Source organism: Ehrlichia muris AS145 (assembly GCF_000508225.1).
Classification (GTDB): Bacteria; Pseudomonadota; Alphaproteobacteria; order Rickettsiales; family Anaplasmataceae; genus Ehrlichia; species Ehrlichia muris.
The window spans coordinates 449,323-467,038 of the sequence record NC_023063.1 but is presented as its reverse complement, the minus strand read 5'-3'; the positions used below and the strand labels follow the sequence as shown (position 1 = coordinate 467,038).

The 17,716-nt window shown below is 28.2% G+C and carries 15 protein-coding genes; 10 read left to right on the top strand and 5 right to left on the bottom strand.

Annotation, left to right across the window (positions count from 1 at the left end; translation table 11 throughout):
- Positions 1-260 precede the first annotated feature (260 nt).
- From gatA to prfB, 3 genes are all read left to right on the top strand, one after another.
- Positions 261-1,724 (top strand): Asp-tRNA(Asn)/Glu-tRNA(Gln) amidotransferase subunit GatA, encoded by a 1,464-nt coding sequence (gene gatA / locus MR76_RS01760; RefSeq protein WP_024071991.1) that lies wholly within the window; start codon positions 261-263, stop codon positions 1,722-1,724.
- Positions 1,725-1,733: 9 nt separating this feature from the next.
- Entirely contained in the window at positions 1,734-2,477 is a 744-nt protein-coding gene (locus MR76_RS01755) for a YebC/PmpR family DNA-binding transcriptional regulator (protein WP_024071990.1), read from the top strand.
- A 342-nt stretch (positions 2,478-2,819) separates the two neighbouring features.
- Positions 2,820-3,921 (top strand): peptide chain release factor 2 gene (prfB, locus tag MR76_RS01750; RefSeq protein ID WP_144445929.1). Its coding sequence is split into 2 segments (ribosomal slippage): positions 2,820-2,894 and positions 2,896-3,921, totalling 1,101 coding nucleotides; the frame shifts between segments, so codons are not numbered across the junction.
- Between the two features lie 119 nt (positions 3,922-4,040).
- Here prfB and MR76_RS01745 read toward each other — a convergent pair.
- The gene (locus MR76_RS01745; protein WP_024071989.1) at positions 4,041-4,373 is read right to left on the bottom strand and encodes a DUF721 domain-containing protein; all 333 of its coding nucleotides are present in this window, start codon (positions 4,371-4,373) and stop codon (positions 4,041-4,043) included.
- A gap of 53 nt (positions 4,374-4,426) precedes the next feature.
- Entirely contained in the window at positions 4,427-5,977 is a 1,551-nt protein-coding gene (locus MR76_RS01740) for a hypothetical protein (protein WP_044171441.1), read from the bottom strand.
- A 1,302-nt stretch (positions 5,978-7,279) separates the two neighbouring features.
- On the opposite strand from MR76_RS01740, the gene MR76_RS01730 reads away from it, so the two are divergent.
- The 7 genes from MR76_RS01730 (at position 7,280) to MR76_RS04875 (ending at position 13,411) form a co-directional block, all read left to right on the top strand.
- Complete coding sequence (locus MR76_RS01730) at positions 7,280-7,468, top strand: hypothetical protein (RefSeq protein WP_144445928.1); 189 nt, start codon at positions 7,280-7,282, stop codon at positions 7,466-7,468.
- 61 nt (positions 7,469-7,529) lie between these two features.
- Complete coding sequence (locus MR76_RS01725; RefSeq protein WP_024071986.1) at positions 7,530-7,793, top strand: hypothetical protein; 264 nt, start codon at positions 7,530-7,532, stop codon at positions 7,791-7,793.
- 261 nt (positions 7,794-8,054) lie between these two features.
- Positions 8,055-8,270 (top strand): hypothetical protein, encoded by a 216-nt coding sequence (locus MR76_RS01715; protein WP_158407223.1) that lies wholly within the window; start codon positions 8,055-8,057, stop codon positions 8,268-8,270.
- A gap of 121 nt (positions 8,271-8,391) precedes the next feature.
- Positions 8,392-8,664 carry a hypothetical protein gene (locus MR76_RS01710; RefSeq protein ID WP_144445926.1) on the top strand — a complete coding sequence of 91 codons (273 nt, stop codon included), beginning with the start codon at positions 8,392-8,394 and terminating at the stop codon, positions 8,662-8,664.
- Between the two features lie 935 nt (positions 8,665-9,599).
- Positions 9,600-10,622 (top strand): hypothetical protein, encoded by a 1,023-nt coding sequence (locus MR76_RS01705; RefSeq protein WP_024071982.1) that lies wholly within the window; start codon positions 9,600-9,602, stop codon positions 10,620-10,622.
- A 944-nt stretch (positions 10,623-11,566) separates the two neighbouring features.
- Positions 11,567-13,105 (top strand): hypothetical protein, encoded by a 1,539-nt coding sequence (locus MR76_RS01700; RefSeq protein ID WP_024071981.1) that lies wholly within the window; start codon positions 11,567-11,569, stop codon positions 13,103-13,105.
- 144 nt (positions 13,106-13,249) lie between these two features.
- Complete coding sequence (locus tag MR76_RS04875) at positions 13,250-13,411, top strand: hypothetical protein (protein WP_024071980.1); 162 nt, start codon at positions 13,250-13,252, stop codon at positions 13,409-13,411.
- A 272-nt stretch (positions 13,412-13,683) separates the two neighbouring features.
- On the opposite strand, the gene MR76_RS01695 is transcribed toward MR76_RS04875, so the two are convergent.
- From MR76_RS01695 to lepA, 3 genes are all read right to left on the bottom strand, one after another.
- Complete coding sequence (locus tag MR76_RS01695) at positions 13,684-14,235, bottom strand: hypothetical protein (protein ID WP_024071978.1); 552 nt, start codon at positions 14,233-14,235, stop codon at positions 13,684-13,686.
- 1,061 nt (positions 14,236-15,296) lie between these two features.
- Positions 15,297-15,551 carry a hypothetical protein gene (locus MR76_RS01685; RefSeq protein ID WP_024071976.1) on the bottom strand — a complete coding sequence of 85 codons (255 nt, stop codon included), beginning with the start codon at positions 15,549-15,551 and terminating at the stop codon, positions 15,297-15,299.
- A gap of 355 nt (positions 15,552-15,906) precedes the next feature.
- A complete protein-coding gene (gene lepA, locus MR76_RS01680) occupies positions 15,907-17,700 on the bottom strand; it encodes a translation elongation factor 4 (protein ID WP_024071975.1) in 1,794 nt (597 codons plus the stop codon).
- Between the last annotated feature and the right edge of the window lie 16 nt (positions 17,701-17,716).

The window sequence follows — 17,716 nt, the reverse complement described above, 5'->3', positions numbered from 1 at the left end:
AATACATTACAAATTCACAAAAATTACTTTACCTAACTGTCCCATAGTTGCTATAACCAAATTATATATCACAAATAAATTTTCATAAAAGGAGAACATAAGCTTTTCATCAAAATAATACCTATTATTAAAATAAATATCACATATATTCAATAAATTAATCCTAATTGATCAACTATATTCTTAAATAGTCAAAAATTTAATTGTTTTATCCCAAATAATATGGTAATTTACAGCCACTCTTATCTATTTACTCAAACATGAAAGACATTTTAAAATTATCTATTGCAGAAATGCATGACAAATTAAGAAAAAGAGAATTTTCTGCTGTAGAACTAACTAAATTTCATATTGAAGCTGTTAATAATGAGAAGTTAAACGCTTTTGTAACTAAAACACCAGAAATTGCCTTAAGTGCAGCTGAAAAAGCAGATTATATCTTTACACATCAAAAAGAAAAGTTAACCCCTTTAACTGGAATTCCAATAGGTATTAAAGATTTATTTTGCACAAAAAATACTAGAACAACAGCATGTTCCAATATATTAAAAAATTTTGTTCCTCAATATAATTCAACTGTTACTAAGCAACTACTTAATAATGGAGCTGTCATGTTAGGGAAGTTGAACATGGATGAATTTGCAATGGGATCATCAAACTCCAATAGTTGCTTTGGATATGTAAAAAATCCATGGATAAGGGCAGATGGAGTAGAAGTTGTCCCTGGAGGATCATCAGGAGGTTCTAGTGCTGCTGTAGCAGGGTTTTTATGCGCAGGGGCTCTAGGCAGTGATACAGGTGGTTCAGTACGTCAACCTGCAGCATTTTGTGGCATAGTAGGGCTGAAACCAACATATGGAAGGTGTTCAAGATTTGGTATGATAGCATTTGCTAGCTCTCTTGATCAAGCAGGCGTGTTAACACGCACAGTAGAAGATTCAGCTCTAATGTTAGAGTCAATTTGTGGATATGATACTAAAGATTCAACCTCCGCTAATATACCTGTCCCTAAATTTTCTGAAAGCATCACATATAAAATTAAAGGTAAACGCATTGGCATACCAAAAGAATATGAGTTATCAGGTAAATATCAAGAATACACTGAAATCTCAGAAATGTGGGCTAAGGGCATACAATATCTAAAAGATGAAGGAGCTGAAATTATAGAAATTAGTTTACCACATACAAGTTACGCGCTCCCTGTATATTACATTATTTGTTCTGCAGAAGCATCCTCTAATCTTGCAAGATATGACGGAGTAAGATATGGAACACGCATACCATCCGATGATATTAACGAGATGTATGAATTAACACGCGGATACAATTTTGGAACAGAAGTAAAACGAAGGATATTAATTGGAGCATACGTATTATCATCCGGATATTATGATGCATACTACAACAAGGCACAGCGTATCAGACATTTAGTAACAAATGACTTTATCGAATCATTCAAGAAAGTTGACTATATATTAACCCCTACCACTCCTAAAGAAGCTTTTGCAATAAATGAACAATTCGATACATTAACCATGTATTTAAATGATGTATTTACTGTTCCAGCAAGTTTAGCAGGATTACCTGCTATTTCAGTTCCTATAGGGTTATCAAAAAGCAATTTACCTCTTTCCTTACAAATAATAGGTAACTATTATGATGAAGGAGGAATTTTAAATGTAGCTAGCATTATAGAAAAACATACAGGTAGAATTTTAAAATAGAGGGTAATCATGGCTGGTCACTCACAATTTGCAAATATAAAACACAGAAAAGGAGCTCAAGATGCAAAAAGAGCTCAAAGATTTACAAAATTAACAAGGGAAATTATCGTCGCTGCAAAACAAGGATTACCAGATCCAGAATTCAATTCTAGGTTAAGATCTGCAATCATTGCAGCAAAAAAAGAGAATCTTCCTAAAGATAAAATTGATGCTGCTATCAAAAGTGCGGCTGGAAATACTCAAAATGATAATTATGAAGAAGTAGTATATGAGGGTTATGGTCCAGGAAATATAGCTTTGATGATTCAAACTTTAACTAATAATCGCAATAGGACAGCAGCTGAACTAAGACATGCCTTATCAAAGTATAATGGTAAATTGGGAGAATCTGGAAGCGTAAGTTTCCTTTTTAACCACGTAGGAGTAATAGCCTATAAAGCTTCATCTATTGATAGCTTTGAGTCATTATTTAACACTGCTATAGAACTACAAGCTTTAGATGTTGAAGAAATTATACAAGATGACACTCAAGATAAAATGTATTATGTCATTTGTAACATTCAAGATTTTGGTAATGTAAGAGACCACCTATTCCATAAATTTGCTGATGCTGAGTTTTCTAGATTATTTTGGAAGTCAAGTGATACTTTAAAGATAGAAGATGAAGAGATACAAAAGAAAATTTCAAATCTAATGGATTTATTAGAAAACAACGATGATGTACAATACATAGATAGTAACTTTACCTTCTAAGGTTATACTACTAAGACTTAAGAGTTAGGTATCCCAATATTATTAGTGTTTTTATCTTTATTTTACCGCTATTGAATGTAATATACATGCCTAAATTACATAGTAAGTAGTATATGAAATAACAAGTTTATTGTTAAACAAAATTTCATATTTCCTTAAAATAACCAAATAAAGTTAATTTTTCTTTAATAATTTATATCTTGCCTTCGTAACACAGGTTTTGTATTCTATAATTAGTTATTCGATTATGGTATTTATGTTAAAGTTGTTATTATGCTTATTTTTATTGTATATTCTAATAAATCGAGTAAAATCTAACAGTTAATTTTTCTTATTACTATTATGATCACAAAATCCTGTGCTGATGAAGAATTAGTAAGTTTAGGCAAGGCTTTGCAATTGATCAGGGGTTACCTTTGACATTGATAATTTAACAAATTCATTAGCTGATCTTAGTGTTCAGTGTTCTAGTACGTCCTTGTGGGATGACAATTCTTTAGCACAACGTATTCTATCTGAACGTGCTAGAATATCCAAAGTTCTTAATTCATTTACAGAGTTAGAAGAGGAGTATAATTATTATTGTGAACTGCTAACTATTATAAAAAATGACGCAGATGAACTACTTAATGAGTTAGAGATAGGTTTAACAAAATTAAAAGAAAAGGTCAAAAAAAAAGAAATTGAATGCCTGTTTTCTAATGAAGCAGATCATAACGATTGCTTTATAGAGATTCAATCCGGAGCTGGAGGGACAGAAAGCAATGATTGGTCTAGCATGCTTCTTCGAATGTATGTGAGATGGGCAGAGATATATCATAATTTTAAAACAGAAATTGTTTACAAGCTAGATGGCGAAGAAGCAGGATTAAAGTCTGCTACCATAAAGGTAACAGGAGATAATGCATACGGGTGGGCAAAAACTGAAAGTGGTATTCATAGATTAGTACGTATCTCTCCTTTTAACTCAAACGCTAAGCGTCACACTACTTTCTCAAGCATATTAGTTTCCCCAATAATTAATGAAGATACTAACATTGAGATCCTTGATAAAGATTTACGAATAGATACATACAGAGCATCCGGCGCAGGAGGACAACATGTTAATAAAACAGAAAGTGCCGTACGGATTACACATATGCCATCTGGAATTGTAGTACAATGTCAAAATAATAGATCTCAACATCAAAATTTAGCTGAAGCACATAATTTATTAAAAAGCAGGCTATATCAACTAAAATTACAAGAAAAAGAAAAAAAAATGGCAGAAGAACATAATAAAAGGTGCAATATAGGATGGGGTAACCAAATCAGATCTTACATTATGCATCCATATCAAATGGTAAAGGATATACGTACAGGACACGAAATTGGCAATGTAAATTCCGTATTAGATGGAAATTTAGATTCATTTATCATATCAGCACTAACAACAAAAATATAGTATACTTAAAACACAGTTCTTTATAACTCAAGAACAAAAAAATAAGTAGAAAATCCCCCTCCCCTTATGGAAGCATTACACTGTATACAAATATTATTGTATATACATGAAAAATTTACTTAAATAGTATAATGTTGCCTAATTTTTACTGCATGCACTACCTTAAATCCGAAAAAAATGGAAATTTTTTCTATAATAACTGGAATGGCATACTGTATATTAATTGCAACACCTCCATTATTTACCATAATATATAGAATTCCTGTATTCATACTATCTAAAAATGATAACTTTTTTGGTTTAGCAACTTGCGATATTTCTTCCCCAACAATACTATTCCAATTTAAAAAAAGAAGTACTTCAATTCTGCTAATATGATTCTTATTACACTTATTCAATATCAACTTCTCAATAGCAGCCCCTATACTCTTAGGACCAGATCTAAATAACATATTATCCTTCCTTGTAATTGACTACAACTTTCTACTTTATTAAATTTACACCTTTACATACTCATACTATGACTAACACATTCAACATTAGAATTATCAATACTTACTTGCCTATTTTCCCTTACATTAAACATCTTTATATCTTGTATAGAGTAAAATTTTAAAGAACAAGGTACATTTCTTAATACTGTTACACTAGAGTAACATTCGGACATTATATAACTCCTTGCATAACTTATCAATGCCTCAGCAGAACAATAACCACCTAATGACTTTGACATTACTTGTAATGCACATGAGATTCCTAATCCTATCAACTTATAGCTATTAAGATTAACTCTTTTACATAAATCATCATCTATTAAATCATGCACTTCAGCAATTAAATTACCACTTCCAACTGAACATAATATTCCTTTTAAAAAATCATTTGTTTTAGTATCAGAATCTGTAACACCCTGACACTGATGAGAAGCAATAGCAACCATAGCAGCTAATCTACGATCACCATTACGTATCTTAGACCTTATTAGATCACTAAAAGTCATACCATATTTTGTATCGTAATCTTTATACAGACCACTATACTGATGTCTATCATGTACCTCACAATATTTATATCTTATTTTCTCAAATAATTCAGTAAGAATGCCTGTGTCAGGAGCCACGTTATTCTGCTCTATATAATCTCGTAGCAATGCAATTTTATTACACAATTTCTCATTTTCACCAAATATAGACGTTCTGCCTAATACAGTAAAAGAACTAAAGTTTGCTAAAAGAGCCACAGTCAATTGACCATCATTTTGATTAATCCATAAATTTTCTTCTCCAATTCTTAGAGAAGTACTAGATGGAACAACTAAACTACTATCACCTGGACATGACCTCAACAGATCTTTTAATAATAACTCATATACACTTATACCACCAGTACTGCCACCATTATATCTCAACATATTTGACATATGTCCTCTAGTATTATCTACAGCACTATAATTACAAGCCAGTGACAGCACACCATCCTTCATTTCTGGATATTTAATATAAAAGCCTCTTTTAGAAACAATATCATTGATTTCTGACGGTCTTTTATTGACTACTATAACAATACCTCTACCACTTAATTGAGCAATATCTTGATTCTTCATCAACAACATACATTTATTATCAGCACTCACCACTACATCAACTACTCTTGTAGCACATAATCCATATTTTCTTTGAGTTACATTTAATACAATGTCTTTTTCTCCATTGAGATTTATTCCAGTTCCAACTCTATCATATTTTATCTTAACAATCTTACCTTTAGAATCAAGTTTATTGAATTGATCATCAGACAACGGTATAAATAAAGCCATTTGCTCATTTTCTTTAATAGATGGTAACGTATTGTGACTTTCTGTAGCGTCTTGACAAGCTAAAATAGCACGTGTAATAACAAATGACATAATTCCACTTACTAATATCGCAGCTATACCAAGAATCATAAAACACGGTATAGTATATGTAATATGGATTTTACTCAGAAGAATTGCTAAAATTACAGCAGAAAGCATGATAAATAATATAAATAAACACAAAAATTGAGACTTTTTCATAACATTCTAAAATCAGTTGACTAAGTTTAATATATGGAAAAACATATTGTAATTATAATGTATTACATTAAAATTGTAAAATATATTCCTAAGAAGCCCATGTTAATCAACTGATACATTAAGATATTACTTTAACTTTTTTTAGGCATAATACTAAATCTGATAAAAAAAAAATAATAATAATAATAATTAATTAACTATTACATTTTACTATACACTATAAATCAACAATAATATGCATCTTGGTTTTTAATGCAAATCTATATTTCACACACTCATAACTACCATATAAATTATATTAACTTTATTGCCATAAAAACATTACAGGATATTCACCCATATCAAACAATCTACTATGAACACTGAACTTACGTTAGCTTATCTAACTTTTATTTTACCAGTTATTTAACAAAAGCTATATCCTAATGCACTACTAATAATATTATTAATCATCAAATGATATACGTACAGCACACAAAATTGACAATTTAAATCTGTTAGATAGAAACTCAAATCATTCTATATCAGCGTTCACAATAAAAATACAGCTTCGTAGTTCGACAATAGATTAAAATAATAAAAAAATACGTTAGCAAGATCTTATGAAAACACTACCACTTTATACAAATGTTATGAGTATATGAATAAATATCTTAAATATTTACTCAAATACTATACTGCTGCTTAATTTTTTATTTCATAAACTATGCTAAGTATTATTAATTAATTTATAATTAATATCTGTTTTCTGTTATAACATATCATTGTTTAGAGTATTTATAGTATATAGTAAAATGTAATAGTTAATGAATTATTATTAAAAGTTTAATATTTTATATACTAATTAATATAAAAAGTGTTTTTATGTTAAACCCTAAGCAACGTGTTATAGCTGCTTTCCTTGTTCGTATACGCAAGATGCTGTCTTCTATTTAATTAATATTCGTATGTGTCAATAGTGTTATCAGGTCTTGCACACCCATTTCAATATATATGTATAAAATTACTTAGCAGTAGAAATCCTACGTGTATTGATAATGAGCCTGTTGATAATTTTCCTGAAGATATGAGGTTAATGTTTATGCAGCATAGGTATATTACTTTCAATATGAACCGGAAGTTAGATTGCAAGGTGCAGTTTTGAGTATTTATAGAGATTTGCTAAAGTATATCACAAGATCTGCTAATATCTCAACCATATGATGTTTCTGAATTCATACCTTTTTTATGTATTATTACAGTAATATTCTTGGTATTAGTTATGTTTTTGTTTTTCCACAATTTAAGAGACATTTTGATTTCATGTTAGATAAATTAATATATTTTAACGTGTTTGCTAAGTCTCAGATTGTTGAGATTCATGGTATTGTTGAGGTTGTGTTGATGCCTGATCGAGTGGAAGATTTATTAGAACAAGATACTTTTACGTTGGGTATATTGGCAGCACAATTAATTGTTAGAAATCAAACTTTATATGGAAGCTTATCCTAGAGATGTATGTGATAAGATTATGGCATTAGCTTAATTTATCTATAAAGGATATACCTTTTTTATGTATTATTACAGTAATATTCTTGGTATTAGTTATGTTTTTGTTTTTCCACAATTTAAGAGACATTTTGATTTCATGTTAGATAAATTAATATATTTTAACGTGTTTGCTAAGTCTCAGATTGTTGAGATTCATGGTATTGTTGAGGTTGTGTTGATGCCTGATCGAGTGGAAGATTTATTAGAACAAGATACTTTTACGTTGGGTATATTGGCAGCACAATTAATTGTTAGAAATCAAACTTTATATGGAAGCTTATCCTAGAGATGTATGTGATAAGATTATGGCATTAGCTTAATTTATCTATAAAGGGATATACCATATCAAAAGAGGTTAAATTCAGCTAGTAAAATTGTTAGGAGAAAGAGCATATAGTTTTGATAATCTGTGGATTATATAAGTTTTTATCAGATGTATCTCGTAAATACGTAATGGATCGTTTTAAATATAATTATGTATGTGAGAATTATTTACATAAGGGAGTTACGAGAAAAATGAATTTATCTTCTGGTATGATTAGGTACTATGGTGAGTATAGTAGTGGAAATAATGTTGGATATTATGAAATATGTTAATGATATCAGAGAATCTGAGTCTAATGGTGTTGATATTAGCTTAGTAACGCATTATCGTGATATAACAAATGTTCAGGAATTACATCTAAAGTCTTTGAACAAACTATTGTTCAAGGTAATAGGGAAATCTCTTGTTTCGTTCAGCAATACAATTCTAATAAAGTAAGAAGTATTAAAAAAATGCTTTAGAAAAATGCTTTAGAAAAATTCACAGAACCTATCCTGATGCTTTAAAAACACATTGTACAGATTATGAATTGATATGAAAATCTGCTTGTACTAATAACATGATATTTTTTTCTAAGGAATTAAATATGGAAATGGATCAAGAAGAGTTGATTTTTGATATTTTTTCTAGTTTTCGTCATTATGCTATTCTAGCTAAGAGTGTTAGTAGAAGTCTTAAGGATTTTAAAGAATGTGAAGTACAAGTGACTAATGAATATCAGGATATGAGCTATTATATTTTATATATGCAATCAAAAATTATGTTGGATGCAGGGTTTTTTTCTTGCGTGCTAAAATCAATCCTGATTTACCTATCAACCAGCATGATATAATTATGATATGGTTCTAGTGCTAGTTTTGAGCTAGAATCTAAGGTTCAATATATAAGCATGTTATGCTAGGATTGTCTGTTGTACACCTTATTTATTGACTCTTATCCTAGGAAATATGATTGATTGTATTAAGGTAATAGCTCGTTTAGATATACCGGAAATGGGTAGTGCCTATCAAGCATTATTAACAAATATGTCATATATGTCTTTTCTGATTTTCTTGGATTTGTAATTCTATACTTTAAAAGTTGAATGTTTGCATTGATGGATCTCAGTTAATCTGTATTTTGAAAGTTATATACCTATTTTTGATAAATGATTAATAATGTGAATTGCAAGCGTAAGCTTAGATTTGGAAAGTAGCTCTTTCAGTTTGGGATTTGAAGGAAAATCTTTAATGCAGAGAAAGGTGAAGATGCAAATTTCATGTTTATCTAAACGGTTATTAAGGTGGTAGTGGAACAGATCAAATAAGATTGATGTGATATACAATTGAAAAAGCTATATATAGCATATCTCATCTTATAAAAGATCTTGTATTAAGTATGATTAAGGTATTATTTGATTCATTAAAAAATATGCAAATATCGTTTTCTTGGCAAAACAGAATAATGAAAAATAACATAGTACATGCGACTTGCTAAATACAGGGTCGTCGGATTTGCAAGAAGTGTCTAACATTCTGTATACAAGATATCAGTATTACAATTGATTGATTACTAGATATAGAACTAAAGCATTATATTTTCAATAATCGAGTATTTATTGTTGCTATTTTTACATATGTTAAGTTCTTTAAATGAAAATTTACATAAATATTGTAAATTATTAAAATAAATATTTATTATCCTGCTCGCCATATTATATAATATATTTATAAAAATTAACTTATATTAGTTATTAGTATTTTTGTCTGTTAATTATGCAGTATGTATATGAGAATAAGCCCTTTTAACATTATCTTGATAATCTTTGGTGCTGCTATATTTTTATCATATGTAGCGTTTGTAATGTTAGTTGCACGAAAAGGATATGTTACTAGCATTGGTTTTTCACTGAGTATTATAGCATTTTATATCTTATCATCTATGTTCTGTTATGCTGGATTAAAAGATCTAAACACCCAGAGAAAACTTTCAAGTTTACAGTATGATAAGTTAGTATCAGATGAAATGTTACATATTTCTAAAATTTTGGATGAAGTTGTAGATTATGATATTTCAACTATGAAAGATATTGTAGATAATATTAACAAATTTAATAATGGATTATCTGATAATATGCCTTATTTCTTTTTTTCGGAATTTAGTTCTATGTTCAATAGAATCTTAGGTGGTGAATTAAATTATTTTTATGATGAAGATGTACTAGAAGATAGACTAGGCGAAGATTTTTTATTTTTTATAACAGCTGCCAGATTTATTTGTAAATATCCTATGTTACATGCTATGTACTTTGATGAAATTGTTGAATTTATTCAGCTAGTTTCTCAAATAGATATTTCACATAAAAGTAGAGCTGATAAATTAGCAGCATCAGAACAAATTAAATCTTTAATAAGAAACAGGATGTATGTATTTAAAAATTATAGTGACTGGAAATCAAGTATTTCGGATGCATGTAATACGAAGATGAAACTGATTAAAGCATTTAATATTGATAAAAATATATCAAATCTTGATAAAGTTAGCAATAAAAAACAAGTAATTAAGGCATTGCTTTCTGTTTATAGTATTCAACACTACTGTGCTTATACACCTGATATGATAGAAGATATTGATAATATTTGTAATACAGTAGATGTGATTAGAGAAATAGGTGTTTATAAAGAGATGGTTAATGATATTTATAGAACTGATTTGTATGAGGATATTATAAAAGATAATGTTAAGAAGTATTGTTTACCATTTTATGATACACAAATTGATGCTATTTGCAGTTCATTGAAATATGTTTAAGTTGCAGTATTATTTAGTAGTATGGTTTCTTTTGTTATATAAATTTTTTGAAAATAGAGCTTTGCGGTGAGTATTTTTAAACTTTATATCTATTTTTGTAAATTGAGCTGAAAAACAATATGTTAAAGCATTCGTGTACTAAAGGTGTTATGTGATTTACAATATATTTTTATTAGCAAAGTAACATTATAAATTTACTAATAAAAATTAATAAATAAATTATATAAAAATATTTAAGAAATGATTGTTAAAATAGTAGAGATGTTGTAATTATAGCATTCGTTAATAGCAGTTCTGTAATTGTCTTTTGTAAATAATAATAGATATATGAAGTATTATATGCGCCATTATATGTAGTAGTGTTAGAAATATTCCAAATGGTAGAATAGCCATTATCATAAACATTTTAATGTGAGATGTTATATTTTTTAGAAGTTACGAATAAAATTTTATCTGTAAATTTTGTACATAAAGTTGAGAAATGCAAGAGCTTTCTAATATCTAATAATTTGTGTTTTATTTTCTGAATTCAATAAAAATTTTAATGAAGTATTAGATGAATTTATTACTGAATAACATAATTGATAAGAGTGTTATTGATCAGAGAATTAATGTAATCTTTATTTACAGAAGGATGACAAATGTATATAGCTTGTCATACCTTGACATGTAATGTATTAAGGATGTTATATGATTGATTATAGGGATTAACCAACAAATCAATATCTCATTACAAGATGAAATCGTTATTAGGCTATTAAAAAGTAGTAATGGAACGTTGAAAAGATCCTGTATTTATAAAATTATTATATAAATTTGAAATATTAGTAATAAAGGACGTTATAAAGTTAAGATGCAATAATTAGTTAATAATATCTTTTGATGTTATATATAAATTAAAGTAATATGTTAATATTTTAACAAATTAATTCTTATATAGTATTATGAATAGATCCAGATTTGTGTGTGTATTTATAGCATGTATTATGCTTATTGCTGCTATAGCTTCAATTGTTCTTATGGCTAAAAACATTAATATACCATATTTCAATGTAACTGCTGGTTTAGTTATGGCAGCACTAGCTATATTAGTTAGTGTTATATATATTATTATGGATCATCTACACTTTACACAACAGCACAATATATCACCACATATTAGAGAAAATGAGCAAATGCTGTTATTTATACCCTTATCTAATGATCAATCAAATAAACTTGATCCTACAAATGATATTGTTGAAATAGACTATGATAGCATTAAATCTGGAATAAATGTTAATGAAGAAAAAAAGGTTGTATTAAATATAACTCAAAAATATAGGTTATTTTTTACAAAAGTGGTTAATGTACAGGTAGATCCTAACCATGAATGTATCTTATTATCGAATCATAAACAAATTTCTTACAATCAGAAATCAGGTATTTTTGTGCACATCAAAGCAGAACCATCAGTAATCAAGGATATCTTATCTAAGATCCACCTTCATATTAAATATTTTAAAATGAAGAATGGTGTGTTGTCGCTGACTTTTAATTATAGTGCTTTATGTAATCATATAAAATATGCGTTTGATCTGTTGATACATAAAACTGGAAAAGATTCTGTAACTTTATATGAGTTATTGTTAAGAGATATGTTGAAATCATGTCCAAATGATAGTAGTTTACTGATTCCATCTAGTATTTCTGCAGGAATAAAGAGGAAAGATCTATGGATCAATCAAGTAAGTGGCCGATTAACTCTAACTTTATTGATGGTCTTTCGTGTTTCGATGATATTAGGTAATGGGTCTGTATTTGATGATGATGAGGAATTATCTTCTAAAATTAAATTGTTACAAAATTATATAGTAAGTAATAAATTAACTCCTAAACCACAAGATATATTCACATTATTTGAGAAAATAAAACGTAAATTTTATGCAATACATGAAGTAGCTAACTATAGCTCTCTGTATCTTGATTACTATACAATACGTGGTATGCCTTTTAGTAAGCTAATAAGTTCTGAGATATGTGGAGGTGATACTATATTAGCTATTATGATTGCTATTGCTTCTTATCAGTGTAAGAGTTCAAAGTATCATGTTAAAACAAATAATTTTTTTAGAAGAATATTACATTCAGCTGGAAGTGGTGATTTAATTGCTGAAGTTAATAATGTAATAAATGGTGATTTGTCTGAAAAAATTAATTTGCATAGCTGTAAAGTGTTAACATCAAAAATCTCAATTGGACTGATGATTATCTCAAAGTCATTAGGTAGTATTTGTACTATTCGGGAGGTAGTTAATAGTGCAAGGGATTATGTAATGCTCAAATATTTCAATAATGTAGCAATATTGAAAAGTGTACCTGATTTTGTAGAATTTGAATCTACAAGAACAACTGTGTTTCATGAAAGAAGTAAACCAACAAGTAAAGTTAATATTGTTAATTATAGTAGTGGTAGTTCTGCTTCTATGTATCTAATGGTGTAAATTTAACAAAGTAAAAAGGTTATATACAAAACTATAAAAAAGTTAATAATATATTATTTAAATCTGGTCCTAAGAGTATAGGAATTGCTATTGAGAAGTTGGTATTAAATAGTACGATGAGAACTATACGATGAGAACTATACGATGAGAACTATACTAGAAAGATTGTTTAAGAAAGCATGTAATGAGCTGCTAAGTCAAAAAAGTTATTATTTTTTAGATAGTAATGGATACGGGTATTTTTATATTATTGGAATAGTGAAGATGTTGCAATTAAGAGCCAATATATCATTTTGGTTATTATAGAAATTTCTATTTTTTTTTGGATTTAGCATACAAATAATTCAATTAGACATTATAATAATAAATATAAATTTTATTATAAAAACATCCTACACATAAAACTTAAAATCATAGTATTACTTCTTTACACGATACAAATGAAATTACAATATGCTTAATAAACTAAGATTTTATTAAAATAACACTAGCAATTTGATTGCTAGGGCTACTAAACCAATCAATAGCAAAAGAATTACTATCAGAACAAAACAACTTAAAATGCATCAAAACTAAACTTATGTTCTACTAAGCATACTTTGTTGAATCATTCTTTCTGCAACTTCAATATTGAAATCATCAATATCAAAATGTGAACCAACTACACTATCCAAATTATCACAACTCATAAAATTAGTGTCACAAATAACTTGACTTAAAGTAACAGAACTATTATCTTTATGAGATCCTTGATTATCCATATCATAGCTACTACTATCTGACGGATTCATAGAAGATACAGGTAATTGACATACTTGGCTAGATTTCCCTCTAACAAAAATCTTTTTCAATTTTGACAATATACTTGTCTCACTTTCATAAGGTGGCACAACATAATCAGGAATAGTATTATCGTATAAAATCTCAACAAGTTTATCATATTTAACACCCATACGATTAGCATAAAATAATACAACTACAATTATAAGTAAGAATGCAAACATGACGGTATCCATAATATCAGCACAATTGTTATGCCTCATATTTACACAACTTAATATTAATCCTACGCTTGCAGTAATTACTACTGACATGCTACCCAAAGTCATCATTATCATATTAACTTCCATAAGAAATATCTACCTTTATTATCTGAAAAACATCAAAAACAATAGAAATATTATTAATATATTAACAAATTATTAAGCTTTTAATTAAGAGAAAAACTTTTTACTACCGTACCTATTTTATCATATAAAACATAACCATTTCCAGTATATTTAAACTTTTTCAACACCATTATCATTAAATCAACATTTTCTATCTAAAATCTCATAATAAAATTCAAGAAAATCATCTCCATTCTATACCCTATGAAATTGAGCTTTAGAGATGTAAATACACTATATGAATTAAAAATTAAAACTATCTACAAATAAACTATTTAATCAATACTGAAGCTGACAATAGGTTCTTATGAAAATGTTGTAAATAATTGTTTAACTCAATATATTTTTTACTCATGCCTTCATTATAACTTGCACATAATAATACAATTATCATCATAAACAAAAACGTAAATATCCCTATACAAGTTTGATCTGAGATATTATATTTGTACAACATAGTATTACCCTACTGCTTCCAAAATAGCAACAATAAAACTGCTACAGTTCAGCATTAAATCATGATTTTTATTATAAAAATCAACATAATATCCACAATATTTACTTGCAAATTTTAATATAAATCACTCAACCAATATTACCGTATGAAATTAATATCAAATCCCTATAAATAATTTTAAAATATGTTATCAATATATAAAATTTCATTGTGATTTAAACGTATTATTCACTATTAAAGACTTAGCTTTATCTCATATAACTTACTAATTGACTCATAATTATATGAAATAAACTATGTTATTAAATATTACACAAATTAAATCTTCTTAAATTTTGTTAATTTATAAAATATGTAAACCCTATATTATAAAATTATTGCATTTATATCATTTTACACAGGAATATAAGTAATATTTAAGCTTAAATTTTTGTTTAATATTTTAACTAATATATATACAATTAAATAAATACATCTCATCTATTTTACTTTGCTGTCCAACGTTTATTACAACTATTCATGTTATGTATTTATACAATCATCATATCCAATTGATAAGCTATTATCACACATGTCTTGTTGATTGATTTACAACTTGACCAGTGTCTACATCCATTATACTAGTTATAATTTCTCGATCCCCATTAGATAAAAAACGTAAAGTTTTCCTTTTTTCAGTTCTAGCAATACTTGAAATAGTATTTTTGTTAACAGTATCCTCATTTTTATCAATAATATTTTGATCAGCATTAGAAATAATATCCTCTACACTTTCATACTGATACAGAGATGTATAATGCTTACCATCAGCACAACACATTCTATAAATAACCTTTTTTAATAAAAAAAAGCTATAAAAACAATTATAGAAGCTAGAACGAAGATACCAATTTTATAAAAAAGAGACATATTAAACCCTTAAGTCAAATACATAAGACAAAAAATTAACTAATAACTATTTCTCTATATAAAGATGCATTAAAGATTAAAATAGAACAAAAACTTTACATATAATCTTTTGAAATTAAGTTTAATATTATTTAACATTATGTAGTATTTATACTAACATACAATTATTAAATAATCAACTTATAGATTAATAATTTAACTATTAATTCATACCCAACAAAAGCTAAAATAAATTCTTCATCTTAAAAAAAATAACACATATACAGCTAATCTATGATTTTTAATGCTTGAATAAATGCATTATGTGGAACATTAACATTCCCTATAGATCGTAATTTTTTCTTTCCTTTTTTCTGTTTTTCTAATAACTTCATCCTTCTGGTAACATCTCCACCATACAATTTTGCTGTAACATCTTTACGATATGGAGAGATAGTTTCACGAGCAACAATCCTTCCTCCTATTGCTGCTTGTATTGCAATTTTATATTGTTGTCTTGGAATTAAATCTTTTAATCTAATACATATTTCACGTCCTCTTTGCTCTACTTTACTTTTATGAATAATGCATGCAAGAGCATCTACTGGCTCAGAGTTTATCAAAATACTTAATTTAGCAATCTCACTATCTAAATACCCATCCATCTCCCAGTCTAAACTAGCATAACCTTTAGACATAGATTTTATTCTATCATAAAAATCAAAAACAACTTCGGATAACGGCAGTCTATATTTTAATAATGCTGTATTACCTGAATACGACAGATCCAGTTTCTCACCCCTCTTATTATTACATAATGACATGATAACACCTAAATATTGATCTGGTACCATAATAGTAGCACAAATCCATGGTTCTTTAATATTAGCAATATCCTGCTCACCAAAATCATGAGGATTATGTATTTCACGAACATCACCATTCCTAGTAGTCACTTGATAAATTACACCTGGAGCTGTAGCAGTCAAATCTAAATTAAATTCCCTTTCCAACCTTTCCTGAATTACTTCTAAGTGTAACATTCCTAAAAATCCACAACGAAACCCATATCCAAGTGCATTAGAAATCTCAACTTCAAAAGTAAAACTTGCATCATTAAGTTGTAATTTTTTTAAAGCTTCACGTAATCTTTCAAACTCTCCAGCCTCATTTGGAAAAATGCTACAAAAGACTACAGGATGAATTGTCCGAAATCCAGGAAGTGGTTCACTACATCTCCTCTGTTCTTCAGTGATCGTATCCCCCACTTTACAATCTGATAATTCTTTAATAGAAGCAGTAATAAATCCAATTTCACCTACTGAAAGTTGATCTACAATTTTTTTATGTGGAGTAAAAATACCTACATTATCAACTTGATACACAGCATTATTAGACATCATAACAATTTTCATGCCTTTTTTTATAATACCATCTTTAATACGTAACAAAATTACTATCCCAAGATATATATCATACCAAGTATCAACTAATATAGCCTTCAATGGATTTTCTAATTTTCCATATGGAGCTGGCAACTTGGAAACAATAGCTTCTAATACATCTTGTATACCAATACCTGACTTTGCCGACACAAGTAGTGATTCACTTGCATCAATGCCAATCATATCTTCTATTTGTAACTTCACTTTATCTGGATCTGAAGATGCTAAATCTATTTTATTCAGTACTGGAATAATTTCATGATCACTATCTATAGCCTTATATACATTTGCTAAAGTCTGTGCTTCAACCCCCTGACTACTATCCACAACAAGCAATGATCCTTCACAAGCAGCTAAACTCCTACTTACTTCATATGAAAAATCCACATGTCCTGGTGTATCCATCAAATTTAAATAATACGTTTGTCCATCCTTGGCTTTGTATACAAGTCTAACAGTTTGCGCCTTAATTGTAATACCACGCTCTCTCTCAATATCCATAGAATCAAGTACTTGATCCTTCATTTCTCGTTCATCCAAACCATTACACTTTTCTATTAATCGATCAGCCAATGTAGATTTACCATGATCAATATGAGCTATTATAGCAAAATTTCTTATATTACTCTTATCCATTTCATCCTCACATTCT

What these genes read in the sequence shown, in the direction of transcription:
- gatA (WP_024071991.1), top strand. Translation starts at nt 261, where the DNA reads ATGAAAGACATTTTAAAATTATCTATTGCAGAAATGCATGACAAATTA.
- MR76_RS01755 (WP_024071990.1), top strand. Translation starts at nt 1,734, where the DNA reads ATGGCTGGTCACTCACAATTTGCAAATATAAAACACAGAAAAGGAGCT.
- MR76_RS01745 (WP_024071989.1), bottom strand. Translation starts at nt 4,373, where the DNA reads ATGTTATTTAGATCTGGTCCTAAGAGTATAGGGGCTGCTATTGAGAAG.
- MR76_RS01740 (WP_044171441.1), bottom strand. Translation starts at nt 5,977, where the DNA reads ATGAAAAAGTCTCAATTTTTGTGTTTATTTATATTATTTATCATGCTT.
- MR76_RS01730 (WP_144445928.1), top strand. Translation starts at nt 7,280, where the DNA reads ATGTTAGATAAATTAATATATTTTAACGTGTTTGCTAAGTCTCAGATT.
- MR76_RS01725 (WP_024071986.1), top strand. Translation starts at nt 7,530, where the DNA reads ATGTATTATTACAGTAATATTCTTGGTATTAGTTATGTTTTTGTTTTT.
- MR76_RS01715 (WP_158407223.1), top strand. Translation starts at nt 8,055, where the DNA reads ATGGTGAGTATAGTAGTGGAAATAATGTTGGATATTATGAAATATGTT.
- MR76_RS01710 (WP_144445926.1), top strand. Translation starts at nt 8,392, where the DNA reads ATGATATTTTTTTCTAAGGAATTAAATATGGAAATGGATCAAGAAGAG.
- MR76_RS01705 (WP_024071982.1), top strand. Translation starts at nt 9,600, where the DNA reads ATGAGAATAAGCCCTTTTAACATTATCTTGATAATCTTTGGTGCTGCT.
- MR76_RS01700 (WP_024071981.1), top strand. Translation starts at nt 11,567, where the DNA reads ATGAATAGATCCAGATTTGTGTGTGTATTTATAGCATGTATTATGCTT.
- MR76_RS04875 (WP_024071980.1), top strand. Translation starts at nt 13,250, where the DNA reads ATGAGAACTATACTAGAAAGATTGTTTAAGAAAGCATGTAATGAGCTG.
- MR76_RS01695 (WP_024071978.1), bottom strand. Translation starts at nt 14,235, where the DNA reads ATGGAAGTTAATATGATAATGATGACTTTGGGTAGCATGTCAGTAGTA.
- MR76_RS01685 (WP_024071976.1), bottom strand. Translation starts at nt 15,551, where the DNA reads ATGTGTTGTGCTGATGGTAAGCATTATACATCTCTGTATCAGTATGAA.
- lepA (WP_024071975.1), bottom strand. Translation starts at nt 17,700, where the DNA reads ATGGATAAGAGTAATATAAGAAATTTTGCTATAATAGCTCATATTGAT.